This window comes from Mesorhizobium sp. B2-3-7 (assembly GCF_006442695.1).
GTDB lineage: Bacteria > Pseudomonadota > Alphaproteobacteria > Rhizobiales > Rhizobiaceae > Mesorhizobium.
Map to the genome: position 1 here is coordinate 12,366 of NZ_VFVV01000008.1, position 22,329 is coordinate 34,694.

The 22,329-nt window shown below is 63.4% G+C and carries 23 protein-coding genes; 11 read left to right on the forward strand and 12 right to left on the reverse strand.

Features of this window, described 5'->3' with window-relative positions; genetic code table 11:
- The first annotated feature begins 187 nt into the window (after positions 1-187).
- The 3 genes from FJ940_RS16720 (at position 188) to FJ940_RS16730 (ending at position 3,065) form a co-directional block, all read left to right on the forward strand.
- A complete protein-coding gene (locus FJ940_RS16720) occupies positions 188-1,165 on the forward strand; it encodes an ABC transporter substrate-binding protein (RefSeq protein WP_140657214.1) in 978 nt (325 codons plus the stop codon).
- A 99-nt stretch (positions 1,166-1,264) separates the two neighbouring features.
- Positions 1,265-2,326 (forward strand): ribose ABC transporter, encoded by a 1,062-nt coding sequence (locus FJ940_RS16725; RefSeq protein WP_140500436.1) that lies wholly within the window; start codon positions 1,265-1,267, stop codon positions 2,324-2,326.
- A complete protein-coding gene (locus FJ940_RS16730) occupies positions 2,319-3,065 on the forward strand; it encodes an ATP-binding cassette domain-containing protein (RefSeq protein WP_140500435.1) in 747 nt (248 codons plus the stop codon). Before FJ940_RS16725 ends, FJ940_RS16730 begins: the two co-directional genes overlap by 8 nt.
- A 32-nt stretch (positions 3,066-3,097) precedes the next feature.
- Here FJ940_RS16730 and FJ940_RS16735 read toward each other — a convergent pair whose 3' ends face one another.
- From FJ940_RS16735 to FJ940_RS16765, 6 genes are all read right to left on the reverse strand, one after another.
- Positions 3,098-3,580 (reverse strand): hypothetical protein, encoded by a 483-nt coding sequence (locus tag FJ940_RS16735; protein ID WP_246671041.1) that lies wholly within the window; start codon positions 3,578-3,580, stop codon positions 3,098-3,100.
- The gene (locus FJ940_RS16740) at positions 3,577-4,368 is read right to left on the reverse strand and encodes an ATP-binding cassette domain-containing protein (protein WP_140657216.1); all 792 of its coding nucleotides are present in this window, start codon (positions 4,366-4,368) and stop codon (positions 3,577-3,579) included. The genes FJ940_RS16735 and FJ940_RS16740 overlap by 4 nt, the downstream gene beginning before the upstream one ends.
- Positions 4,365-5,204, reverse strand: coding sequence for an ABC transporter ATP-binding protein (locus FJ940_RS16745; protein ID WP_181165361.1), 840 nt, complete (start codon positions 5,202-5,204; stop codon positions 4,365-4,367). Before FJ940_RS16745 ends, FJ940_RS16740 begins: the two co-directional genes overlap by 4 nt.
- Positions 5,201-6,031 (reverse strand): ABC transporter permease, encoded by an 831-nt coding sequence (locus FJ940_RS16750; RefSeq protein ID WP_140565977.1) that lies wholly within the window; start codon positions 6,029-6,031, stop codon positions 5,201-5,203. The genes FJ940_RS16745 and FJ940_RS16750 overlap by 4 nt, the downstream gene beginning before the upstream one ends.
- Positions 6,028-7,014, reverse strand: coding sequence for an ABC transporter permease (locus FJ940_RS16755; protein ID WP_140657218.1), 987 nt, complete (start codon positions 7,012-7,014; stop codon positions 6,028-6,030). Before FJ940_RS16755 ends, FJ940_RS16750 begins: the two co-directional genes overlap by 4 nt.
- Before the next feature lie 258 nt (positions 7,015-7,272).
- Positions 7,273-8,883 (reverse strand): ABC transporter substrate-binding protein, encoded by a 1,611-nt coding sequence (locus tag FJ940_RS16765; RefSeq protein WP_140657222.1) that lies wholly within the window; start codon positions 8,881-8,883, stop codon positions 7,273-7,275.
- Between the two features lie 368 nt (positions 8,884-9,251).
- Between FJ940_RS16765 and FJ940_RS16770 the strand changes: the two genes are divergently transcribed.
- Positions 9,252-10,439 (forward strand): Xaa-Pro peptidase family protein, encoded by a 1,188-nt coding sequence (locus FJ940_RS16770; protein ID WP_140624439.1) that lies wholly within the window; start codon positions 9,252-9,254, stop codon positions 10,437-10,439.
- A gap of 123 nt (positions 10,440-10,562) precedes the next feature.
- On the opposite strand, the gene FJ940_RS16775 is transcribed toward FJ940_RS16770, so the two are convergent.
- Genes FJ940_RS16775 through FJ940_RS16790 form a run of 4 tightly spaced genes read right to left on the reverse strand, consistent with a single transcriptional unit; the run spans position 10,563 to position 13,601 of the window.
- Positions 10,563-11,036: a hypothetical protein gene (locus tag FJ940_RS16775; protein WP_140500419.1), complete on the reverse strand. Its 474-nt coding sequence runs from the start codon at positions 11,034-11,036 to the stop codon at positions 10,563-10,565.
- Between the two features lie 51 nt (positions 11,037-11,087).
- Positions 11,088-11,522, reverse strand: a complete 435-nt coding sequence (locus FJ940_RS16780; protein WP_140500417.1) for a cupin domain-containing protein — start codon at positions 11,520-11,522, stop codon at positions 11,088-11,090.
- A gap of 2 nt (positions 11,523-11,524) precedes the next feature.
- Positions 11,525-12,394: a phosphoenolpyruvate hydrolase family protein gene (locus tag FJ940_RS16785; RefSeq protein WP_140500416.1), complete on the reverse strand. Its 870-nt coding sequence runs from the start codon at positions 12,392-12,394 to the stop codon at positions 11,525-11,527.
- Between the two features lie 10 nt (positions 12,395-12,404).
- Complete coding sequence (locus tag FJ940_RS16790) at positions 12,405-13,601, reverse strand: Tm-1-like ATP-binding domain-containing protein (protein ID WP_140657224.1); 1,197 nt, start codon at positions 13,599-13,601, stop codon at positions 12,405-12,407.
- A gap of 121 nt (positions 13,602-13,722) precedes the next feature.
- Between FJ940_RS16790 and FJ940_RS16795 the strand changes: the two genes are divergently transcribed.
- The 7 genes from FJ940_RS16795 (at position 13,723) to FJ940_RS16825 (ending at position 20,431) form a co-directional block, all read left to right on the forward strand.
- On the forward strand, positions 13,723-14,406 hold the full coding sequence (locus FJ940_RS16795; protein WP_140657226.1) for a TetR/AcrR family transcriptional regulator: 684 nt from the start codon (positions 13,723-13,725) through the stop codon (positions 14,404-14,406).
- A 357-nt stretch (positions 14,407-14,763) separates the two neighbouring features.
- The gene (locus FJ940_RS16800) at positions 14,764-16,080 is read left to right on the forward strand and encodes an ABC transporter substrate-binding protein (RefSeq protein WP_140500410.1); all 1,317 of its coding nucleotides are present in this window, start codon (positions 14,764-14,766) and stop codon (positions 16,078-16,080) included.
- A 69-nt stretch (positions 16,081-16,149) separates the two neighbouring features.
- Positions 16,150-17,055 carry a sugar ABC transporter permease gene (locus FJ940_RS16805; RefSeq protein WP_140500408.1) on the forward strand — a complete coding sequence of 302 codons (906 nt, stop codon included), beginning with the start codon at positions 16,150-16,152 and terminating at the stop codon, positions 17,053-17,055.
- 1 nt (position 17,056) lies between these two features.
- Entirely contained in the window at positions 17,057-18,016 is a 960-nt protein-coding gene (locus FJ940_RS16810; protein WP_140500406.1) for a carbohydrate ABC transporter permease, read from the forward strand.
- Positions 18,013-18,246: a hypothetical protein gene (locus tag FJ940_RS16815; protein WP_140513808.1), complete on the forward strand. Its 234-nt coding sequence runs from the start codon at positions 18,013-18,015 to the stop codon at positions 18,244-18,246. Before FJ940_RS16810 ends, FJ940_RS16815 begins: the two co-directional genes overlap by 4 nt.
- Positions 18,243-19,346 carry an ABC transporter ATP-binding protein gene (locus FJ940_RS16820; protein WP_140500402.1) on the forward strand — a complete coding sequence of 368 codons (1,104 nt, stop codon included), beginning with the start codon at positions 18,243-18,245 and terminating at the stop codon, positions 19,344-19,346. Before FJ940_RS16815 ends, FJ940_RS16820 begins: the two co-directional genes overlap by 4 nt.
- Positions 19,346-20,431: an ABC transporter ATP-binding protein gene (locus tag FJ940_RS16825; RefSeq protein WP_140513807.1), complete on the forward strand. Its 1,086-nt coding sequence runs from the start codon at positions 19,346-19,348 to the stop codon at positions 20,429-20,431. Before FJ940_RS16820 ends, FJ940_RS16825 begins: the two co-directional genes overlap by 1 nt.
- A 328-nt stretch (positions 20,432-20,759) precedes the next feature.
- On the opposite strand, the gene FJ940_RS16830 is transcribed toward FJ940_RS16825, so the two are convergent.
- Together FJ940_RS16830 and FJ940_RS16835 are read right to left on the reverse strand one after the other, a co-directional pair.
- Positions 20,760-21,191 carry a DUF4437 domain-containing protein gene (locus tag FJ940_RS16830; RefSeq protein WP_140558334.1) on the reverse strand — a complete coding sequence of 144 codons (432 nt, stop codon included), beginning with the start codon at positions 21,189-21,191 and terminating at the stop codon, positions 20,760-20,762.
- A gap of 146 nt (positions 21,192-21,337) precedes the next feature.
- Positions 21,338-22,309, reverse strand: coding sequence for an AraC family transcriptional regulator (locus FJ940_RS16835; RefSeq protein WP_140657227.1), 972 nt, complete (start codon positions 22,307-22,309; stop codon positions 21,338-21,340).
- Positions 22,310-22,329 lie beyond the last annotated feature (20 nt).

The window sequence follows — 22,329 nt, forward strand, 5'->3', positions numbered from 1 at the left end:
AGGCGAGGAAGTGACCGTGGCTATCGTGCCGGTCGGCTGGACCGGCTGACATATCGACTGGAGGGCGCTTGGGAGGAGCTGCCCGCGAAAAGCAAACAGGCGTTCCCGGCCGTCTTGTCCCAAGCGGACGACGGCCATTCGATGTCACTTGCAACGGCAGATCTGCCAACACAATGAGGAGGATGTCATGAAGAAGATCGTTGCCGCGCTTGCGGCTCTCGCCGTCAGCGCGACGGTGCTTATCGCGCCCGCGCAGGCGCAGGACAGGAAATACACCATCGCGCTCGTTCCGGGCCTGACCACCGACGGTTTCTACATCACCATGCGCAAGGGCGCCCAGGCCGCGGCCGACGCCCTTGGCGTGAACCTGGTCTTCCAGGGCGCTCCTGAGTTCAATCCGGTCACCCAGGTGCCGGTGCTCGACGCGGTCATCGCCAAGAAGCCGGACGCGATCCTGATCGCGCCTACCGACAAGGTCCAGCTGGTCGAGCCGCTGCGCAAGGCCAATGACGCAGGCATTCCGGTCATCACCGTGGATACGTTCATCGGCACCGGCGCCTATCAGACCGGAGCGGGTGACGCCGATTTCCCGCTGGCCTACATCGCTTCGGACAATGTGCTGGGCGGCGAAATCGCGGCGCGGGCGCTTGCCAAGGCCGTCGGCGACAAGGGCAAGGTCTACGTCTCCAACGTCAAGCCCGGCATCTCGACCACCGACCAGCGCGAGGAAGGCTTCAAGAAGGAGATGGCCAACCATCCCGGCATCACCGTTCTCGAGACCCAGTTCAATGACGACGACGCCAACAAGGCGGCCTCGCAGCTGCAGGCGGTGTTCGCGCGCAACCCCGACCTCGTCGGCGTGTTCGGCGCCAATCTGTTCTCGGCGCTGGGCGCCGCCAATGGCGTCAAGCAGGCAGGGCAGACGGGCACCGTCAAAGTGGTTGCCTTCGATGCTCCGACCAGCATCGTCGACAACATCAACACCGGCCTTGTGGATGTGGCGATCGCCCAGCATCCCGCAGAGATCGGCTATTTCGGCGTCGTCTCGGCCTATGCCCACCTGACCGGCCAATCCATCCCGGTCACGATCGGCACCGGCTTCACGATCATGGACAAGTCCAACATCGCCGATCCGAACATCTCGAAGTATCTCTACTCCGAGTAAGTCCGGACCAGCTTGGCTCTTCCCGGTGCGCCGGGAGGAGCCTGTGCCGGTCCCGCCAGGGCGGGACCTGTTTGAAGGCAGCCGCGCCGCGGAGTACTCATGACCTCGACATCACCAGCACAGCCAGCCGAGAAGCATGTCGCCCCCCAGGCTGACCACGGCGATCCCGCCAGGAGCTGGATCGCACGCATCGCCGAGGGGCGCGCCTGGCTGTTTCTCGCCGGCCTGATCATCTGTTTCGAGATCTGGTCGCGGAGCGCCTTCGGCGCCACTTTCGTGCTCAATCCGTTCAATCTTCAATCCATCGCGATCTTCGCCGTGGCGCCGCTGCTTTTGGCGACCGGGCAGACCTTCGTCATCATTTCAGGCGGCATCGACCTGTCGCTGGGCTTCATTATGGGCCTTGCGGCGGTCATCGCCGCGCATGCCACCAACATGGCGGGCGCCGCCATTCCGTTGCCGTTGGCCATGCTGGCCGGCATCCTTGCCGCGGTGATCGTGGCCGGCGTGCCCGGCGTCATCAACGGCTTGCTGATCTCGCGGCTCAGGGTCCCGCCCTTCATCGGCACGCTCGGCATGTTCGGCGTCGCCCGCGGTGTCGCCTTCCTGCTTGCCGGCGGCACGACGGTGCCGGTACAGAATTCCTGGTTCGCACTGCTCGGCAACGGCAAGTTCCATGGCGTGCCTTATCTGGTGATGATCGCCGCTGTCTTCGTCGTCGTGATGCACTATCTGCTCAGCCAGACCCGGTTCGGCCAGCACAATTACGCTATCGGCGCCAATGTGCAGGCCGCGCGCCGCGCCGGCATCGACATCAGGGGCCATATCCTGCGGCTTTATGTGCTGTCGGCAATGTGCGCCGGGCTTGGCGGCGCGCTCTATGCGGCGCGCTTCACCGCCGGTGCCGCGCAGGCCGGCGAACCCCTGCTGCTCGACAGCGTCGCGGCGGTGGTGATCGGCGGCGCCAGCCTGTTCGGCGGCTCCGGCACCATCTTCGGCACCGTCGCCGGCGCGCTGGTGATCGCGGTCATCCAATACGGGCTGGTCTTCGTCAATGTGGAGCCGTTCTGGCAGTTCATCGCCGTCGGCGTCGTCATCATCATTTCCGTTCTCATCGACCAGGCGCAGCGCCGGTTCAGTGGAGCCCGTCAGGATGAATAGCACCGAGCCCCTCCTCGAAGTCCGGAACCTTTCCAAGCACTTCGGTGCGGTACGGGCGCTCAACGATTTCTCCATGGCCGTGCGGCCGGGCGAAGTGGTGGCGCTTGCCGGCGACAATGGCGCCGGCAAGACGACCCTGATCAAGGCAATATCGGGCGTGTTCCAGCCGACGGGCGGAGAAATCCTGCTCAGAGGTCAGCCGGTGGCTTTCGCCACGCCGCAGGAGGCGCGCGAAAAGGGCATCGAGACGATCTACCAGGATCTCGCGCTGGCCGACAATCTGTCGATCGGTGCCAACATCTTCCTCGGCCGCGAACCGATGCGCAAGGCGTTCGGCTTCCTGCCGGTGCTCGACCGCAAGGCCATGGCCGAGGCCGCCAGGGAGACGATGAAGCGGCTGGACTTCCACGTCAGCCGATTGAACGCGCCGGTCAGCAATTTCTCCGGCGGCCAGCGGCAGGCCGTGGCCATCGGCCGCGCCGTCTACTGGGACGCGCAGATCCTGATCATGGATGAACCGACGGCCGCGCTCGGCGTGCCGGAGCAGCGCAAGGTGATTTCGCTCATCCATCAGCTCAAGGCGCAAGGGCGCGGCGTGATCTTCATCTCGCATAATCTGCAGGACATCTTCGCCGTTTCCGATCGCATCGTCGTGCTGCGGCGTGGGATCCAGGCCGGCGAGCGCAAGATTTCCGAGACCAACCATGACGAGGTCGTCAGGCTGATGGTCGGCGGCTAAGGCCGTCAATTGCTAGCCGGCATCGCGGTTGGTCAGCGCGATATGGCAGCAGCCGCTGCCGTGACCGGGCGTCCAGGTGACATTGTCGAAACGCACGCCGGTCGCCTCGAACAGGCCACGGTCGAAGGCGCCGGCGATGCGGCAGAGCGTCGCGAGTTTTTCCTCGCCGACGCCGGCCTCGACCCAAGCATCCTTGAGCAGCGTTTCACCTTGAAGGCGATGCGGTCGGGCCCGCGTTCGACATCGGTCGGATACATCCGGCCGTCATCCGGGCTGACCGACAGGAAAGCTTCGCCGATTGAGCGCGCGTCGTTGGGACCGAATGCGGCGAAGGCGGCTGCTGCCACTTCCTTGCCGCGCTGCTCGATGGTCCGGGTCATTATCGCCTCGGCTCTTTCGGCGCCCAGCTCTCCGGTCAACTCATCCAGGAACAGGCGATAGAGGTCGGCCCGGTTGCGGAATGCGGAATCGAGTTCGCGCGACAGTTTCTCGGCTCTGGCTTCGGGGTCGATCATGATGCTTCCTGCGTGGTTCTTCTGAGCTTTGGTGCGGCTGCCACGAGCGCCTTGCCGATAGCCGATCGCGGCGCATCGATGACGGCGCGGGCATCGCCGCTCTCGGCAATCCGCCCGCCGTCGAGAAGGATGACGCGGTGGGCGACGGCCCTGACGACGCCGAGATCATGCGAAATGAAGAGATAAGCGATCCGTTCCTGGCGTTGCAGGTCGAGCAAAAGATCGAGGATCTGTCCGCGCACCGAAACATCGAGCGCCGAAACCGCTTCGTCGAGCACGATCAGCGAGGGTTTCGTGGCCATGGCGCGTGCAATCGCCACCCGCTGTCGCTGGCCGCCCGAGATTTGATGGATGGCGCGAGAGGCAAGCTCCGCCGCAAGCCCGACGCGCTCCAGCAGGGCGGCGATACGGCGCGGGCGCTCGGAACGGGAGGCGAGCCCGTGGATACGCAAGGGATCGTCAAGCACGCGCGCCACCGTGGCGCGCGGATTGAAGGCGGCAAGCGGATCCTGAAACACCATCTGCAAGCGAGCGCGACGCGCACGCAAGCCGGCGCCGCCCAGAGCCAGGAAATCATGGCCTTCAAACTCGATCCGGCCGGCATCCGGCTCGATCAGCCGCAACACCAGCCGGGCGATCGTCGACTTGCCGCTGCCGGAGGGTCCGGCCAGCGCCAGCGTCTCGCCGGGCCCGATTTCGAAAGAAACGTCGTCGGCCGCGGTAACCGTCTTGCCGCCACGGCGGTAGTGCCTGGTAAGGTTGGAAACTGCAAGCACGGGGACGCTCATGCGATCATGCCGTGGTGCAGCGGTTCGGCGTCGAGGCCGATATGGGCCTCGAGCAGCGCGCGCGTGTAGGCTTCAGTTGGCGCACTGACGATCTGTTGCGTGGCGCCAAGTTCGATCAATTCGCCATGCCGGAACACGGCAATGCGGTCCGCCAGCTCGGCGGCCAGCGCAATGTCGTGACTGATGAACAGCAGCGTCATGCCGTCTTCTTCCACCAGCCGCCGGATCAGTGCGACGATCTCGGCCTGCACGATGGTGTCGAGCGCGCTGGTCGCCTCGTCGGCGATCAAAAGTCTTGGGCCGGCTGCGATCGCGGCTGCAATCGCCACACGCTGCTTCTGGCCGCCGGACAGCTGATGCGGATAGGCGCGCAGGGCGGAGTCCGGGTCGGGCAGACGGACGCGTTCGAGCAGATCCTTCGCCTTGGCGTATGCCTGAGGCCATGTGAGACCGAGATGGGTTCGGGAGACTTCGGCGATCTGTTTGCCGACGGTCATGACAGGATCGAGGCTGGCGGACGGGTCTTGAAAGATGAAGCCGATATCGCGGCCGAGGAGGGGTGCCTTTTCGAGAAAACGGGAAGGTAGGCGTTCTGCCTTGGCACCCAACATCGACGGTCGCAAAACCCAATCGATACGTCCGTCAATCCTGGCGCTCGCCGGCAACAACCCCGCAATCGCCAAAGCCAGCGTACTTTTGCCCGAACCGCTTTCGCCGATGACGGCCAGCCGCTCGCCAGCCTTGATGTCGAGGCTGATGTCTCTCAGCGCCACCACCTCGCCGTCGTCACGGCGGTAGGTCACCGCGAGGTTGCGGATCGAAGCCAGCGCGGTCACGACAGGCCTCTTCGGACCGCCGTGGTTTCAACGATGCCTTCACCGGCGAGATAGACGCCGAGCACCGTCAGGACCAGTGCTATGCCGGGCGCGATCGACAGGAAGGGCGCGGTGCGCAGCACGGCGCGGCCCTCAGCTATCATGCCGCCCCAGGTGACCCGATTGGGGTCGCCAAGGCCGAGGAAGGACAAAGCCGCCTCGGTGAGGATCGCCGCTGCCACGATCACCGAGGACAGCGCCAGCACCGGCGGCAAGGCATTGGGCAGCACCTCGCGAAAGGCGATTTCCAGCGGATGCATGCCGATGACGCGCGCGCCGGCAACGTAGTCGCGCTCGCGGATCGACAGCACTTCCGCGCGGGCCACGCGCGCGGGCCCGGTCCAGGTGCCGAGCGCTATTGCCGCCACGACGACGCCGAGCGAAGGGCCGACGACGCTGACGAAGGCCAGAGCCAGCAAAAAGCCCGGCACGGTCTGGAAGGCATCGGTGACGCGCATCAGCACCTCGTCGGTGAGGCCGCCGGCAAACCCGGCCACCGTGCCCACCATCGAGCCGATGGCCAGTGCGGCGGCGGCTGCCGCAAGGCCGACGGCAAGCGATGTGCGGGCGCCGTGGAAAAGCTCGGCCAGCACGTCGCGGCCGAGGCGATCCGTGCCGAGCGGCAGCGACCAGTCCTGGAAGGGCGGCAGCAGCGCCGGGCCGGCGATGGCTTGCGGGTCGCCCGGAAACAGCAGCGGCGCCGACAGGGCCATGGCGCACAATGCCGCCAGGAGTATGGCGCCGGCGACCGCCTCCGGCGTGCGCAGAAAGCGGCGGAGCGTGCTCATGTGCCGGCCTCGCTGGCGCCGACGCGCGGGTCGAGAAAGGCATAGGCGACATCGACGAGAAGATTGATGACGATGACCAGGACGGCGCTGACGAGAATGATGCCGAGCAGCAAGGGCGTGTCGCGCGCGGCCACTGCCTCCTGCGCCAGCCGACCCAGACCGGGCACGGCAAAAACACTCTCGATGACGACGCTACCGCCCAGCATCTGCGCCGACTGCAGGCCGAGCATCGTGACCAATGGCAGCAGCGCATTGCGGGCGACATGGGCAAGCACGATGCGGCGGCGCGACAAGCCCCTGGCGCGGGCGGCCAGCACAAAATCCTGCCGCCAGACCTCGGTCATGCCGGCACGCATCATCCGCAAATAGAGCGCCAGGTAGATGAAGCCGAGGGCTGAGACCGGCAGGACGAGATGGATGGCGATGTCGGCGGCGCGGTCGAGGCCGGCCTTGCCGGAGGCGATGGTCTCGATGCCGCCGATCGGCAGCCAGCGCAGGTCGACAGCGAAGACGACGATCAGCACCAGGCCGAGCCAGAAACCCGGCACCGCGTAGAGCGCCAGCGAACCGATGGAGAGAAAACGGTCGCGAAAACTGCCCGGCCTGGCGCCGGCATAGATGCCCAGCGCCGAGCCGAGGCCGAAGGAAAGCGCGGTGGCGCTGCCCATCAACCACAGCGTGGTCGGCAGGCGCTCGAGGATCACGTCGCGGATCGGCCGCGAAAAGGTGACGGACTGGCCGAGATCGAGATGCAGCAGCGCCCAGAGATAGTTGGCGAGCCGCGTCAGCTCCGACTGGTCGAGGCCCCAGCGATGGCGCAACAGCTCGACCATGCCGGCATCGCCGCCGGTCGAGACGATATAGGCATCGACCGCGTCGCCCGGGGCGGCCTCGAGCAGCAGGAACGTGCCGATGACGACTATCAAAAGCACGAAGATGCTGCCGACGAGGCGACGGCGGAGGAGTATGAGGGCGCGGTTCATGCGGCCCTCGATGGGTTGGCGATACGTTGGTTAGGACCGCGCCTGGGCACCCCCCTCTGTCCTGCCGGACATCTCCCCCGCAACGGGGGAGATTGGCTGTCATTTTTGGCTTCGCCAATCCCCAACGTCGGAAAATTCGCGGGACAGACAAGTTGCCAATCTCCCCCCTTGAGGGGGAGATGTCCGGCAGGACAGAGGGGGGCCTCGTAGAACTCAACGCCTACGATGCTTTCGCGAACGTTCATCCGCGAAATACTGTCACGATTCCAGATAGGTGTCCGCCCAGTTCGACACCGCCCAGCGCGGGTTGTTGGCGATGTTGCCGACAGTGTCGCGGGCGACGCTGATGAAGCTCCATTCGGCGACGTTGATCAGCGGCAGGTCGGCGGCCACCTCTTTCTGGAACTCCTTGTAAAGATTGGTGCGGGCCGATGTATCGAGCGTCTCGGACGCCTTGGCGATGAGCGCGTCCAGCGCATCGTTCTTGTAGCCGCCCTGGTTGGAGAACGGCACGCCGTCCGGAATGCCGCTTTGCACCAGGATGGTGGTCGAGATCGCCGGGTCGCCGCGGAACACCGGCGGGCCGACGGCGAGGTCGAAAGCGTGGTCGGTGTAGACGGCCTTGATATGCGCGGCGGAATCGTTGTTGACGAGCTGGGCGTCGATGCCGATCGCGGCGAGCGCCTGGCGCAGATAGTCGCCGAACTGCTTGGTTTCGTTGAAATAGGGAGCCGGCAACAGTTTCAGCGAAAAGCGCTTGCCGTCGGCGCCCTTCTTGTAACCCGCCTCGTCGAGCAGCGCATTGGCCTTGGCGACGTCGAAGGCATAGGTCGGGACGTCGGCGGTATAGAACTGCGGGTCGTTCTTCGGCACCGGGCCGGTGGCGGTGGCGGCATAGCCGAGGAACACCGTCTTGACGACGAAATCCTCGTCGATGGCATGCGCGATCGCCTGGCGCACCTTCAGGTCGGCGAGCTCCTTGCGACGATGATTGATCTCGACGACGAGCTGGTAGGTCAGTCCCTCATAGCCCTTGGTGATCACCTTCAGGCCCGGCACTTTCGAGATGCGGTCAAGATCGGCCAGCGGCACGGCGGAGAAGGCGGCGAGCTGGATCTCTCCTGCTTCCAGCGCGCTCGCCGCCGAAGTGCGGTCGGGCAGCACCTGGTAGATGATCTCATCGAGATAGGGCTCGCCCTTGCCCCAATAATCCGTGTTCTTCGTCAGCCGGTAGTATTGGCCGGCCTTGTATTCGGCGAACTTGAACGGGCCGGTGCCGATGGGCGCGTTGTTGGCCGGGTTGTCCTCGATCTTGCCAACTTCGTAAACGTGCTTCGGCACCACGCTGCTCAGCGCCGGCAGAGCGTTTCGGATCAGCTGGAAGGGCGTGGGCTTGGCGAATTTGAACACGGCGGTCAATTCATCAGGGGTATCTACCGCGGCCAGATCCTTGAACACGGTGCGGCCGAGATTCTGCAGCGGCCTCCAGATCTGCAGCGCCGAGAAGGCGACGTCGGCCGAGGTAAACGGCGTGCCGTCATGCCATTTGACCCCTTCGCGCAGTTTGAAGGTCGCCGACAGCCCGTCGGCGGCGCCTTCCCAACTGACCGCCAGGCGTGGTGCAAGCCCGTCCTTGCCATCGAAGGAGGCTTCGGCCAGCGTTTCGACGATCTTGCTGGAGATGAAGAAGACGCCGTTGGAGGCGACGATGGCCGGGTTGAGGTTGCGCGGCTCGGAATCGGCGGCGAGCACCAGGCGGCCACCCTTCTTCGGCGTCTGCGCCCAGCTCAAGGCCGGCATCGCGGTGGAGGCCAGAAGCATGGCAGAGCCCGCAAGCACCGTGCGGCGTGAAATCCTGAACTCCGGCATCATCCTATTCCCCCCTCTATCTCATATCTTGCACGGAGGCCTTTCGGGCGTTTCCATGCACGTTTGATTATGGGCCTTGCCGTGGCTTTCGCCAGAGACGGAATTGGCGCATCGTGGCGTGGCTTTGAAATTTTTGTTCGCTGGACCAGTTACGGGAGAGTGGTCGATAAACCTGACCTGGTAAGACCAGGTCATCCGATGCACCTCACATTATCGGCACCGGCGACGGCCATTCAGCTGGGCGAGCCTGTTTCTGGCTGGACCAGATGGGCGAAAATGGTGCAGATTTGACCCGAAGTCGGAAGACCTAACGGGATCGGGCATCCGGCGGTCCAGCCGATCCGCGCGGACATTCAGGGAGAGAGACAATGAACATAGCTCCGGGGAAGAGTGCCGTCGGCGACATCCCATTCGACCACGCCAGGGTCGATGGCCTGATGGAAGAGGCTGATATCGACGTCCTGCTCGCGACATCCAAGCACAACACCCAATATCTGCTCGGCGGCTACAAGTTCATCTTCTTCGCCGCCATGGATGCGATCGGCCACAGCCGGTACCTGCCGATCGTGATCTACGAAAAAGGCGGACCGGACCACGCCGCCTATATCGGCAACCGCATGGAGGGTGGCGAACACCAGAACCACCCGTTCTGGACGCCGACGCTGCATGCCGCCTGCTGGGGCACGCTCGATGCCGCCAATCTCGCTGTCGAGCATGTGCGCAAGATCGGCAAGGGCGACGCTCGCATCGGCATCGAGCCGGGTTTCCTGCCGTCGGACGCCTATGCCCTGATCCGCAAAGCGCTCCCCGACGCCAAGCTGGTCGATGCCACCGGCATGCTGGAGCGCATGCGCGCCATCAAGACCGAGGCCGAGCTGGAGAAACTGCGTATCGCTTCCGAACTGATCACCGATTCCATGCTGGCCACCATCCAATGGGCGCGCGAAGGCACGACCAAGAGCGAGATGATCGAACAGCTTCGCCGCGAGGAGACCAATCGCGGCGCGCATTTCGAATATTGCCTGCTGACGCTGGGCTCCAGCCACAACCGCGCGGCGTCGCCGCAGGCGTGGAAAAAGGGTGAAGTGCTGTCGATCGATTCCGGCGGCAATTATCATGGCTATATCGGCGACCTCTGCCGCATGGGGGTTCTCGGAGACCCGGATGCCGAGCTGGAGGACCTGCTGGCGGAGGTCGAGGCGGTGCAGCAGGCGGCGTTCTCGAAGGTAAAGGCGGGTACGCTGGGTGGTGACATGATTTCCCATGCCGAAGGCGTGCTGAAAAAATCCAAGGTCGCGCCCTACACGGATTTCTTCGCTCACGGCATGGGGCTGATCACGCATGAGGCGCCGTTCCTGATGACCAACCATCCGGTGACCTATGAAGGCACCTATGCGGGCAAGCCGCTGGAGAGGAACATGGTGCTATCGGTGGAGACGACCATGCTTCACCCGACGCGCGGCTTCATCAAGCTGGAGGATACGGTGGCGGTTACCGATACCGGCTATGTGATGTTCGGGGATCGGGGTCGGGCATGGAACCGGGGTGGCATGTAACCTGCCACGTTACAAATGAGCGTGCCGGTCTCGATTGTCTCTAAGGCGCGTCGCGTCGAAACGAATTCATGCGCGGCGCTTTGCCGTTGCCGCTAAACAGAAGTCACTTTTGCGCGACAGGCACTAAACCATTCCAGTGCAGACGACTTCCAATCTTCCGTCGATCGTCTGGGTGCAGCATATGGTAAGCCCCTCGGATGCGGAGACGACGGCGCAATCGGATGCAAACGTTGACGCCCACGGACTGCCGGATTTGGCGTTGCGATGGAACCAGGAGAGTTGGCTCTGAAGCCCGGCCATGATCATAAGCAGGGCATTGATGTCACGTTGATCCGGCGAGGGCGGTGTAAAAGCGATCTTGACCAGCGGATGCTTATGGTCTTTGCAGTTGACCGTCCGTACCTGCTCGACCGTCTGGATCAAGCTCAGCGGCACGGGTATCCAGGATTCGCAGGACAAATCGGTCGAAAAGAGAAGCGTTGACGGGTCGGCGTCGTTGGCCTTGACAATACCGCCAACCGTCATGGCCGGGTTGCCATCCGGCAGGCTGCCCGTTGCGAGCTTCTCCACGAATTCCTGGGGACTGAAACGCGTCATCGCTTCTCTCTCAAGGAGGCATGCTGGACGATAGCATATCGGAAGGGCGCCTCAAAGTCGCGAGCGAGGGGAGTTCCCGGCCGGCAGCAACCTGAAATCCGGCAGTTCGCGCAATCCCAGTTCCGGCCCTGCCGGCGAATAGACGACGAACAGCTGCATCGGCCCGTCGCCGGTGTTGAGCGTCGAGTGGAAGCGGCTCTCGGGCACGTAAATGGTGCAGCCGGGGCCGACCTTCTCGACCACCGGATTGCCTTGCTCGTCCTCGACCATCTGCTCGCCATGGCCCGAAATGACAAAGATGATTTCTTCCGCGCCCGGATGGTTATGACGGGTATGGCCCTTGCCGGAAGGCAGGTCGACGACGCCGCCGGAAAAGCGGGTCGCGCCGTTCACTTCCGGAGCGACCGTCAGCGACAATTTTCCCCAGTCGAATCCGAAGGCGCTGACATCCTTCGGGTAGACGAACACCTTGCTCTTGTCGGTCATTCTCATGATCCCTTCTTTTTCTTCGTGGTCGTCTTCAGGCCGCCAAGCGTAACGGCCTTGAAATCGGCGGTCTGCCGGGCGATCGCCGCTTCCGCCGGCAGCCGCTCCATCGAGCTCGCGCCATAGAAGCCGTGCAGCCCCTTGCAGCGTTCGAGGATGTAGCGGGCGTCGTCCGGCATCGAGATCGGCCCGCCATGGCAAAGCAGGATGACATCCTTGCGCACCGAACGGGCCGCTTCGGCGATCGCGTCGATGGCGACCACGCAGTCGTCGAGCGACTTGGCAGAGGTGGCGCCGATCGAGCCCCCCGTCGTCACGCCCATATGAGCCACGACGATATCGGCGCCGGCCCTGGTCATGGCGCGCGCCTCGTCCGGGTTGAAGACATAGGGCGTGGTCAGAAGATCGAGCTTGCGGGCTTCGGCGATCATGTCGACCTCGAGCCCAAAACCCATGCCGGTCTCCTCGAAGCTCTGTCGCATGCTGCCGTCGAACAGGCCGATGGTGGGGAAATTCTGCACCCCGGAAAAACCCATCGTCTTCAGTTCGGAGAGCAGCAGCGGCATGATGACGAACGGATCGGTGCCGTTGACACCAGCCAGCACCGGCGTCTTCCTGACCACCGGCAGCACCTCGTAGGCCATCTCCTTGACGATCTCATTGGCATTGCCATAGGCAAGCAGGCCGGCGGCCGAGCCGCGACCGGCCATGCGGTAGCGGCCGGAATTGTAGATGATGATGAGGTCGATGCCGCCGGCCTCTTCGGCCTTGGCCGACAGGCCGGTGCCAGCGCCGCCGCCGACGATCGGCACGCCCTTGTCGATCATCCCCCTGAATTTCTTCAGTATGTCCTTGCGCGGTATTGCCGGCATGTCTTGGATCTCACTGTCTGGCGATTTCGAGGAAAGCCGCGACCGCGGCCTTGGCGAATCGGGGATCATTGATGTGCAGCGGCAGGCGTGTCAGCCGGCGCGTCGCGTTCGGCTTAATCGTGCGCTCAATGGCTTCGAACAGGGCGGCATCGGCTTGCGGGTCGAAGAAGGCGCCGCCTTCGATGTCGAGCGCCGAGACGCCTTTCTCCGGGACAAGGAAATGCACGGGCCCCTTGCAGCGGGCGAGCCTTGTGCCGATCCATTCGCCGATCTTGCGGCATTCCTGCGCCGTCGTGCGCATCAGCGTGACGTTCGGGTTGTGCTCGTAGAACAGCCGCCCGCGATAAGGGTCCGGAATGGTCGCAGGCGCCCAGAAATTGACCATGTCGAGCGCGCCGACCGAGCCGACATAAGGCAGGCCGGTGCGGGCAACGGCACCGAAACGATCCTCCGTCGCCGGCAGCACGCCGCCGAACAGGAGATCGCAGACCTCAGTGGTGGTGATGTCGATGACGCCGGACAGCAGGCCGCTGTCGGCCAGTTTCTCCATGCTGCGGCCGCCGGTGCCGGTGGCGTGAAAGACCATGCAGTCATAGGTCGAACGGAGCTGATCCGCGATTGCCGTCACGCACGGCGTGGTGACGCCGAACATGGTGAGGCCGATCGACGGCTTGCCCTCGGGCGGCGGCGGCGGTCTGGCGGCCATGCCCGATATCGCCTGGGCCGCATTGTACAGAACGACACGCGAGAGCTGGTTCAGCCCGGCCATGTCGGTCACCGATGGCATCATGATGATGTCCGAGATGTCGACATAGGGCGCGGTGTCGCCGGAAGCGAGCGTCGAAACCATGATCTTGGGCAGGCCGAGCGGCAGCGCGCGCATGCCTGCGCTAATGATCGACGTGCCGCCGCCGCCGCCGATGCCGATCATGGCGGCAATGTCGTTTCGCGATTGGACAAAGCGAGCGAAGGCAATGCCCATCGCGGCGACCGCGGTGCCGCGGTCATCGCCGGCGAGCACCGCGTCTCGCCCGCCGGGATGGTGGCCTGCCACATCCTCAGCGGCAATGTCGACCGGCACGCTCGCGCCGCGCGTTCCGACGTCGACGCGGCAGACAGCGGCACCCGTGGCGGCGATCGCGTCGGCCAGGAAGGCGAGTTCCTCACCCTTGGTGTCCGCGGTGCCCACCACATAAATGCGCTTCATCGATGCCTCCCTCTGCCGGTCCAAGTCACCCAGAGGCTCAGTGCTCTACAGAGCGTCAACCTAGCCATTCCGAAAACGAGGAGGTCATTGCAATTTTTTGAGACGCGCGTATCATATTGGTATGGATGTCTCACGTCAACACGCCGCAGCAAGCGACGACACCGCCGGGGGACCAGAGCGTGGACCGCGCGCGCGCACGAAACGGCTGATGCTGGAGACGGCGACGAAGCTGATGCAGGCAGGCGCAACACCTTCGGTCAGCGAGGTTGCCGAGGCGGCGCAGGTGTCCCGCGCCACCGCCTACCGGTATTTTCCGAGCCAGGCGGCACTGGTGCAGGCAGTGGTTAACGAGGGGCTCGGGCCGATCCTCACCTGGAAATCCACCTCTGCCGATGCCGAGCGCCGCGTCGCCGAGCTCTTCGATACGGCCATGCCGCGCATCGAGGCTTTCGAGGCCACATTCAAGGCGGCGTTGAAACTGTCGCTCGATCAGTGGGCGCGGCGCCAGGCCGGCACTTTGGGCAGCGAACCGACCTTCAAGCGCGGCCACCGCGTCGAGTTGCTCCAGGACGCGCTCGCTCCGCTCAAGGGCCGGCTTCCGCCGCGCGACCTCAAGCGGCTGGCGCAAGCGCTGTCGCTGATCTTCGGCGTCGAGGTGCTTATCGTGCTGAAGGACATCTGGGGACTGGACGGTCGCCGGACGATGTCCGTTGCCCAGTGGGCGGCGGTCGCCCTGGTGCGCGCGGCGATCGCGGAATCAGTCTCCGAAGCACAAGCGATCGAACCAACAAGGGTCACGAAATAGCAGGTATCTGGTTCTACCAGATTTGCATACTGGTTGCCGATATTAACCGCAATGCTGAAGCATGAACAAGGCCGATGTCTATCAATGAGTAGGAAAATTTAGGAAAAACAGGCAGATAAGGCTGGAATTCGAGACTTCGAGCTGTCACCATTGCTCAAGAAAGGGCTTGACGGAGCTTCAAAATTGGTAATACCAGATCAAAGGAGAAAAGCGGATCGAAAGTGAGGGCTGCGATCCATTTCCGGACGGGCGAGGAGGCTCCAAACCGGAAGGCGCGACCAAGGGAGGAACTACCAGGGCCGGCCCAGTTTGCCGGTTCGCTTGATACGGTAGAATGCGCACAAGGGAGGAAACATCATGCGCAAGATAGTGACCAGCTTGCTTGCTGGTATCGGCTTGACACTTGCCTGCGGAACATCCGTCTACGCCCAGGACAAATCGCTCACCATCTTCTGGGCGGAATGGGATCCTGCCAACTACCTCCAGGAACTCGGCAACGAGTACGAGAAGGAAACCGGCGTCAAGATCACGGTGGAAACCACGCCCTGGGCCGACTTCCAGACCAAGGCCTTCACCGAGTTCAACGCTCATGGCGATGCCTACGACCTGGTCGTCGGCGACTCGCAGTGGCTCGGCGCCGGGTCGACCGGTGGCCACTATGTCGACCTCACCGACTTCTTCAACAAGCACAAGCTCGGCGAGGTGATGGCGCCGGCGACGGTGAAGTACTACGCCGAATATCCTGGCAACAGCGGCAAGTACTGGGCCATCCCGCTCGAAGGCGACGCCGTCGGCTGGTCCTATCGCAAGGACTGGTTCGAGGATCCCAAGGAGAAGGAAGCCTTCAAGGCCAAATACGGCTACGACCTCGACGTGCCGAAGGATTTCAAGGCGCTGCGCGACATCGCCGAATTCTTCCACCGGCCGGACCAGAAGAGATACGGCATCGCCATCTACACCGACAATTCCTATGACGCGATGGCGATGGGCTTCGAGAACGCGCTGTTCTCCTATGGCGGCGAACTGGGTGACTATTCGACCTACAAGGTCGACGGTTTCATCAACTCCGATAAGGCTGTCGCCGCGCTCGACGCCTATAAGGAGCTCTACAAGTTCACGCCTCCGGGCTGGGCCAAGTCGTTCTTCGTCGAGGACAACCAGGCGATCACCGAAAACCTGGCCGCGATGAGCATGAACTACTTCGCGTTCTTCCCCTCGCTGATCAACGAGGCGTCGAACCCGAACGCCAAGAACACCGGCTTCTTCGCCAATCCTCCCGGGCCGAACGGCGACCAGTTCGCCGCACTCGGTGGCCAGGGCATCTCCGTCGTCTCCTACTCGCAGAAGCAGGACGAGGCGATGAAGTTCCTCGAATGGTTCATCAAGGACGAGACCCAGAAGAAGTGGGCGGCACTCGGCGGCTACACCTGCAGCGCAGCCGTGCTCAAGTCGGAAGAGTTCCAGAATGCGACGCCCTACAACAAGGCCTTCTACGAGACCATGTTCAAGGTGAAGGATTTCTGGGCGGTGCCGGAATATGCCGAACTGCTCCAGCAGCTCAACCAGCGCGTCTATCCCTACATGATCGGCGGCGAAGGCACCGCCAAGGAAACGCTCGACGCACTGGCCGCCGACTGGAACGCGACCTTCAAGAAATACGGCCGCGGCCAATAATCGTTCATGTCCCACGGAGGGGGCGCTCATGCCTCCTCCGTTTCTTTTTCTTCAAGCGGGAGCAGGGTCTTGGCGACCACGATGATCACCACGCTGGACAGATCTTCACGCGCGGCCGCGCGTGGCCTTAGCGATATTTCGATCCGCAATCTTTTCATCATCCCGACGATCCTGTTCCTGATCGTCTTCAACATCTTTCCGCTGATCTATTCGCTCGGCTATTCCTTCACCGATTTCCGCGCCTCGACCAACGCGCCGGCGAATTTCGTCGGGTTGCAGAACTACCGCGACCTGCTCAGCGACCCCTATGTCTGGTCCAACTTCGCCATCACCGCCAAATACGTGATCATCTCGGTCGCCGGACAGTTGCTGGTCGGCTTCGGCGTGGCGATGCTGCTCAACCGCGACATCCCGCTGAAGGGGCTGCTGACGACCCTGCTGCTGCTGCCGATGATGCTGTCGATGGCCGTCGTCGGCCTGTTCTGGAAACTGCTCTACGATCCGTCATGGGGCGTCATCAACTATGCGCTCGGGCTTGGCAATTTCGAGTGGCTGGCCGACCCCAAGATGGCACTCTACGCGGTGGCGCTGACCGACATCTGGATGTGGTCGCCCTTCGTCATGCTGCTGTCGCTGGCCGGCCTCTCGGCGGTGCCGAAGCACCTCTACGAAGCCGCCGCTATCGACCGCGCCGGTCCGTTCTACACCTTCTTCCGCATCACCTTGCCGCTGGTCGCGCCGATCCTCATGATCGCCGTCATCTTCCGCACCATGGAAGCGTTCAAGACCTTCGATCTGGCCTACATCCTGACCACCCAGCCGACGGCTGAACTGATCTCGATCCGGCTCTACAAGATGGCGTTCCAGGAATGGCAGACCGGGCGCTCCTGCGCGCTCGCCTACATCGTGCTGATCATGGTGCTGGCCATCACCAACATCTACGTCAAATATCTCAACAAAGTGAAGGAGCGCTGAGATGGCCGCCGTCCGCACTTCTTCCGAGATCGCCCTCAACCGCGTCGCAATCGTCGCCGTGCTGGTGGCGACAGTGATCTTCCTGGCGCCGATCTACTGGATCGCCTCGACGGCGTTCAAGCCGCGCAACCTTGCCACCACCATCCCGCCGACGGTCGTGTTCCAGCCGGAGATATCGCCCTTCGTGAAGCTGTTCACCAAGCGCTCGCAATTGCGCAGCCCGCCTTCGCCCGAAGAATACGCGGCGGCGCCCTGGTGGGAACGCGTCGTCTTCGACGGCGGCGAAAAGATCGTGCGCGACGGCAAAGGCCAGGTGCAATGGTCGGGCTATCCGAACCGTTTCATGAATTCGCTGATCGTCGCGATCACCTCGACGGTGCTGGCGGTCGGCATGGGTACGTTCACCGCCTATGGCTTCTCGCGCTTTAGGGTCAAAGGCGAGGCGGACCTTTTGTTCTTCATCCTGTCGACCCGCATGCTGCCGCCCGTGGTGGTGGCGATCCCGATGTTCCTGATGTACCGGGCGGTCGGCCTCAACGATTCCCATATCGGGCTGATCATCCTCTACACCGCCTTCAACCTGTCCTTCTCGGTTTGGCTGATGAAGGGTTTTATGGACGAGATCCCGAAGGAGTACGAGGAAGCGGCGCTCGTCGACGGCTATACGCGCATGGAAGCCTTCTTCAAGATCGTGCTGCCCGAAGCCGCCACCGGCATCGCCGCGACGGCCGTGTTCTGCTTCATCACGGCATGGAACGAATATGCCTTCGCGCTGATCATGACCAATCGCCGCGCCCAGACCGCACCGCCGTTCATCCCGAGCCAGGTCGGCTCCGGGCTGCCGGACTGGACGGTGATCGCCGCCGGCACTTTCCTGTTCCTGCTTCCTGTCGCCATCTTCACCTTCCTGCTTCGTAATCACCTGTTGCGCGGCATGTCCTTCGGAGCGATCCGCAAATGAGCTTTCGCGCCATCAACCAGAAATATCTGGAACCAGGCAGCCAGGTGCTGATGGTGCTCGGCATCGTTGCGCTCTGCCAGCCCTGGAACTTGCTGCTGCACAGCTATGGGCTGACCATCATCCTGATCGGCCTGATCGGCTTCAACATCACCTCCAAGATCGCACCGCAAGAGGAAGCCGGAACCGGCCAGTCAGGCGATCCGCAGCGAAATCCGGGAGCGCAGCATTGACCCAGATCGAGCTTCGCGGCGTCCAGAAGTTCTTCGGCGCCGTCCAGGTCATCAAGGACCTCAACCTCAAGATCGAAGACAACGAGTTCATCGTGCTGCTCGGTCAGTCGGGCTGCGGCAAGACGACGACGCTGCGCGCCATTGCCGGGCTGGAGACGATCGACGAGGGCGACATCCTCATCGACGGCAAGCCCATCCAGCATCTGAAGGCCGCCGATCGCGACATCGCCATGGTCTTCCAGTCGTTCTCGCTGTACCCGCATATGAGCGTCTACGAGAACATCGCCTTTCCCTTGCGCGCCACGCGAAAGAGCAAGAGCGAAATCGACCAGGAAGTTCGCTCGGTCGCCAAGACGCTGCAAATCACGGACCTGCTCGGCAAGAAACCGTCGGCGCTGTCGGGCGGCGACATGCAGCGCGTGGCGATCGGCCGGGCACTGGTGCGGCGGCCGAAAGCGATGCTGATGGACGAGCCGATCGGCGCGCTCGACGCCAAGCTGCGCGAGGAGATGCGGGCCGAGATCAAGCGGCTGCACATCAAGCAAGGCTCGACCACCATCTACGTCACCCATGACCAGATCGAGGCGATGAGCCTCGCCGATCGCATCGTCATCATGCATGAGGGGGTTCTCCAGCAGGTCGGCTCCCCCGACGAGGTCTATTCGCACCCGGCCAACCTGTTCGTCGCGCAATTCGTCGGCAGTCCGGTGATGAACGTGGCCGACGCGGCGGTGGCCGAAAAAGCCTCGTCGGCCTCGGTGACGGTGGGCGATGCGCCAACCGGTTTCGAATTCCCGCGCGCGCTCCTGTCGAAGCTGAACGGCCATGCGGGCGGCCGGCTGGCACTCGGCATCAGGCCGGAAGGCGTCCTCATCAGCCGTGAGGCGGCGGAGGGCTTCATGGCGGTCGAGACGCAGATCGTCGAGCCGCTCGGCTCGTTCGACATCGTCGACCTGAAAGTCGGCTCCAAGATGCTGCGCGCCCGCACCAAGAGCGGCTTCATTTCAGGTCCCGGCGAGAGGGTGTTCGCCAGGATCGATCCGACACAGGCGCATTTCTTCGACGCGGCGAGCGGCAAGTCGCTCGGAGTGAGACTCTGATGGCCCATATCCAGCTCAAGAATATCTCCAAGACGTTCGGCAATCACACGGCCCTGACCGGGCTCGACCTCGACATCGCCGATGGCGAGTTCTTCGTCCTGCTCGGCGAGACGGGCGCGGGCAAGACAACGACGCTGCGGCTGATCGCCGGACTGGAAAAACCGAGCGAGGGCCAGGTCTTCATCGACGGGATCGACGTTGCCGACTGGGGCGCCGCGGAGCGCGACGTGGCGCTGGTGCTACAGCAATATTCGCTCTACCCGCGCTATACGGTGCGCGAAAACCTCGAATTCCCGCTGAAGCCGAAGATCCGGCGGCTGCCCGACGCCGAAATCAAGGACCGCGTCGACCGCGCGGCGCGGACGCTCAGGATCGAGCATCTGCTCGACCGCAAGACCGACCGGCTGTCGGGCGGCGAGATGCAGCGCGTCTCGATCGGCCGGGCCATCGTGCGCAAGCCGCGCGTGTTCCTGATGGACGAGCCGCTGTCGGCGCTCGACGCCAAGCTGCGCGAGGCGCTGCGCACGGAACTGAAGAACCTGCAGATGCAGCTCGGCGCCACCTTCCTGTTCGTCACCCACGACCAGATCGAGGCGATGTCGATGGGCGACAAGGTGGGCGTGCTCAACCATGGCCGCATCGTCCAGACCGGCACGCCGCATGAGATCTACAACAATCCGCGCGACACCTATGTGGCGAGCTTCGTGGGCTCGCCGCCGATGAACCTCATCGACGGCAGGGTGGTCAACGATCGTGCGGTCATGGCGCCGCTGAATTTCGAATTGCCGCTTTCAGGGGGAGCCAAGGCGAGTGCGGCGACCGACGGTCGCCCGCTCGTCTTCGGCATCCGCCCCGAGGACGTCTATCTCGAGAGCGGTGCGCCGGTCGAGGCGCGCGTCCACGACGTCGAAAACCATGGCGTGGAAAAGATCCTGACGCTGCGCGTGGGCGAGACCACGCTGCGCGCCACGGTGCCGGCGCGGACCGATGTCGCGATCGAGCAGCCGGTGCGCTTTGCCTGGAATCCGGACAAGGTGGTGCTGTTCGACAAGGGCAGCGGCGTGAGTTTGCGGCACGCCGGATGAGGCGAATATCGCGAATGCGATGTTCCGGACAGCGCCCTAAACAAAAAGCCCGACTTGCGGCAGGGCAAGGAATCCGGGTTAACGGGTCCCTCCGGAGCCTTCGTCGGTGCGCTGTTGATGAAGCATTGAACGGAAAAACCCGCCTGTGCGGCGGGTCCCTGGCGCAACTCAGCACCATAACCAAATATCTACCATAGTTGCCTTCACCCAGTCAAGAAAAAATTCCTATCATGGGAAACTGGCACAGCGGGACTGGCTGTGGTCAGGTCTTGTGAACCCGAGTTCTGAGCCCCCGCAGCAATGCCGGCCGGACAGCCGTCCCGCACCTCTACTTCGGCAGATAGGTCTCATAGGGCTCGGTGTTGATCAGCAGGATCACGCATTCCGTCTCCGAGAGGCAGGCGTCGGCATGCATCTCATTGGCCTTCTGGGTCCAGTAGGATCCGGGAGGCAGCTCGACCTTGCTCGCCTCGCCGCCGTCCATCTGCCAGTGCGCCCATAGGCCCTGGATCACCACGGCGCGATAATCGGCGGTGTGCGCATGAACAGGGGCGTGCCAGTTGCCCGGGACTTTCAGCAAGGTACCCGCGGGGCCCTTGGCCCTTTCTCCCCATAGCGGTCCGAGACGCTGCGGTTGGTCCGGCGCCTCAGAAACATAGGGAATCTTGCTGGCCGGCAGATAGCTGTCCTCAAGGGCGAAGGCACGGCCGGGGATAGTGAGCATTGCGGCCAGCGTCAGGATTTTTAAGTGATTTGGCATCGCTTCTCCTCTTCGGGCCGACTTGCCGCCAGCGCTCGTCTGTTGGATGACAAGCTATTGCAAATGGCCAAGCCGGGAATGGCATTCTGTCCGGAACACTTGGCAATTCATCCAGGCCGGAAATCGCCACTGCAAACAGCGTTGATTTAGCCTTTTCCCGAGGCGCCGCCCGCGGCGCGCAAATGGCTGGGCGCGCTGCCGACGATGCGCTTGAAGGCCCGGCTGAACGACGCTTCCGAATCATAGCCCAATCTGGCGGCGATCACCGACACCCGCATCCCTTCTTCCTCGAGCCACCGCCTTGCCTGATGCATGCGTACCCCGGCGACATATTTTGCCGGTGTCTCTCCGACGACGGCCGTGAAACGTTCGGCAAAAGCCGACCGTGAGGCGCCCATCTCGCGGGCCAGCGCTTCGACGGTCCAGTTCCTGTCAGGCTGCCGATGAATGGCGACCAGCACGCGGCCGATGTCCCGATCCTTGATCGCCGCGATCCAACCCGTGATGTCACCGGCGCTGTTCTCCACCCAGGAGCGGATGATGGCTGCGGCCAATACATCGGCCAGCCGCGCCAGCATCATGCCGGAGCCGGCCCGGTTCCTCGTCGCCTCGTCGGCCATGGCTTCCAGCAAATGCGGGATGCTTGGCTCGCCGGCCATCAGCTCCTTCGCGCGCAGCATATCCGGCATCATGGCCAGCAGTGGATGCGAGCCATCGTGGTTGAAGTGCATGCTGCCGCAGAACAGCAGCGTTTTTGCACCATGGCCGCCGTTCGAGACGGCGTAGACATTGTCCTGCAGGGGCTCGACGCTGTAGCTTTCGAGCGGTTCGGCTTGTACACCGGGTGCGCTGGCAAGGATATGCTCGGCGCCGCGCGGCAACAGCAATGCATCGCCGGCTCTCAGTTCCATCCATTCGCCTGGTGGCGAAAGCAGCCAGCATCCGGCACGGCCGATGAAGTGAAACCGCGCCGCCTTCTGCACCGGAAAGAGCACGGCCCAAGGCGCGCCCAGTTCGCAGCGGCCATAGTCGACGCCCTCGAGGCGCAGCGCGCGCAACATCTCGGTCAACGCACCCCCCGGGGCCGGCACAGTGTCGTTGGGCGAGGTCAAGTCCATGCCGATTCCTACAGCAGTTC

Coding starts and splice junctions, on each gene's coding strand:
- FJ940_RS16790 (WP_140657224.1), bottom strand. CDS start 13,601: ATGAAGCGCATTTATGTGGTGGGCACCGCGGACACCAAGGGTGAGGAA.
- FJ940_RS16750 (WP_140565977.1), bottom strand. CDS start 6,031: ATGAGCACGCTCCGCCGCTTTCTGCGCACGCCGGAGGCGGTCGCCGGC.
- FJ940_RS16725 (WP_140500436.1), top strand. CDS start 1,265: ATGACCTCGACATCACCAGCACAGCCAGCCGAGAAGCATGTCGCCCCC.
- FJ940_RS16730 (WP_140500435.1), top strand. CDS start 2,319: ATGAATAGCACCGAGCCCCTCCTCGAAGTCCGGAACCTTTCCAAGCAC.
- FJ940_RS16785 (WP_140500416.1), bottom strand. CDS start 12,394: ATGCCGGCAATACCGCGCAAGGACATACTGAAGAAATTCAGGGGGATG.
- FJ940_RS16795 (WP_140657226.1), top strand. CDS start 13,723: ATGGATGTCTCACGTCAACACGCCGCAGCAAGCGACGACACCGCCGGG.
- FJ940_RS16800 (WP_140500410.1), top strand. CDS start 14,764: ATGCGCAAGATAGTGACCAGCTTGCTTGCTGGTATCGGCTTGACACTT.
- FJ940_RS16810 (WP_140500406.1), top strand. CDS start 17,057: ATGGCCGCCGTCCGCACTTCTTCCGAGATCGCCCTCAACCGCGTCGCA.
- FJ940_RS16770 (WP_140624439.1), top strand. CDS start 9,252: ATGAACATAGCTCCGGGGAAGAGTGCCGTCGGCGACATCCCATTCGAC.
- FJ940_RS16740 (WP_140657216.1), bottom strand. CDS start 4,368: ATGAGCGTCCCCGTGCTTGCAGTTTCCAACCTTACCAGGCACTACCGC.
- FJ940_RS16775 (WP_140500419.1), bottom strand. CDS start 11,036: ATGACGCGTTTCAGTCCCCAGGAATTCGTGGAGAAGCTCGCAACGGGC.
- FJ940_RS16830 (WP_140558334.1), bottom strand. CDS start 21,191: ATGCCAAATCACTTAAAAATCCTGACGCTGGCCGCAATGCTCACTATC.
- FJ940_RS16720 (WP_140657214.1), top strand. CDS start 188: ATGAAGAAGATCGTTGCCGCGCTTGCGGCTCTCGCCGTCAGCGCGACG.
- FJ940_RS16755 (WP_140657218.1), bottom strand. CDS start 7,014: ATGAACCGCGCCCTCATACTCCTCCGCCGTCGCCTCGTCGGCAGCATC.
- FJ940_RS16735 (WP_246671041.1), bottom strand. CDS start 3,580: ATGATCGACCCCGAAGCCAGAGCCGAGAAACTGTCGCGCGAACTCGAT.
- FJ940_RS16835 (WP_140657227.1), bottom strand. CDS start 22,309: ATGGACTTGACCTCGCCCAACGACACTGTGCCGGCCCCGGGGGGTGCG.
- FJ940_RS16815 (WP_140513808.1), top strand. CDS start 18,013: ATGAGCTTTCGCGCCATCAACCAGAAATATCTGGAACCAGGCAGCCAG.
- FJ940_RS16780 (WP_140500417.1), bottom strand. CDS start 11,522: ATGACCGACAAGAGCAAGGTGTTCGTCTACCCGAAGGATGTCAGCGCC.
- FJ940_RS16765 (WP_140657222.1), bottom strand. CDS start 8,883: ATGCCGGAGTTCAGGATTTCACGCCGCACGGTGCTTGCGGGCTCTGCC.
- FJ940_RS16825 (WP_140513807.1), top strand. CDS start 19,346: ATGGCCCATATCCAGCTCAAGAATATCTCCAAGACGTTCGGCAATCAC.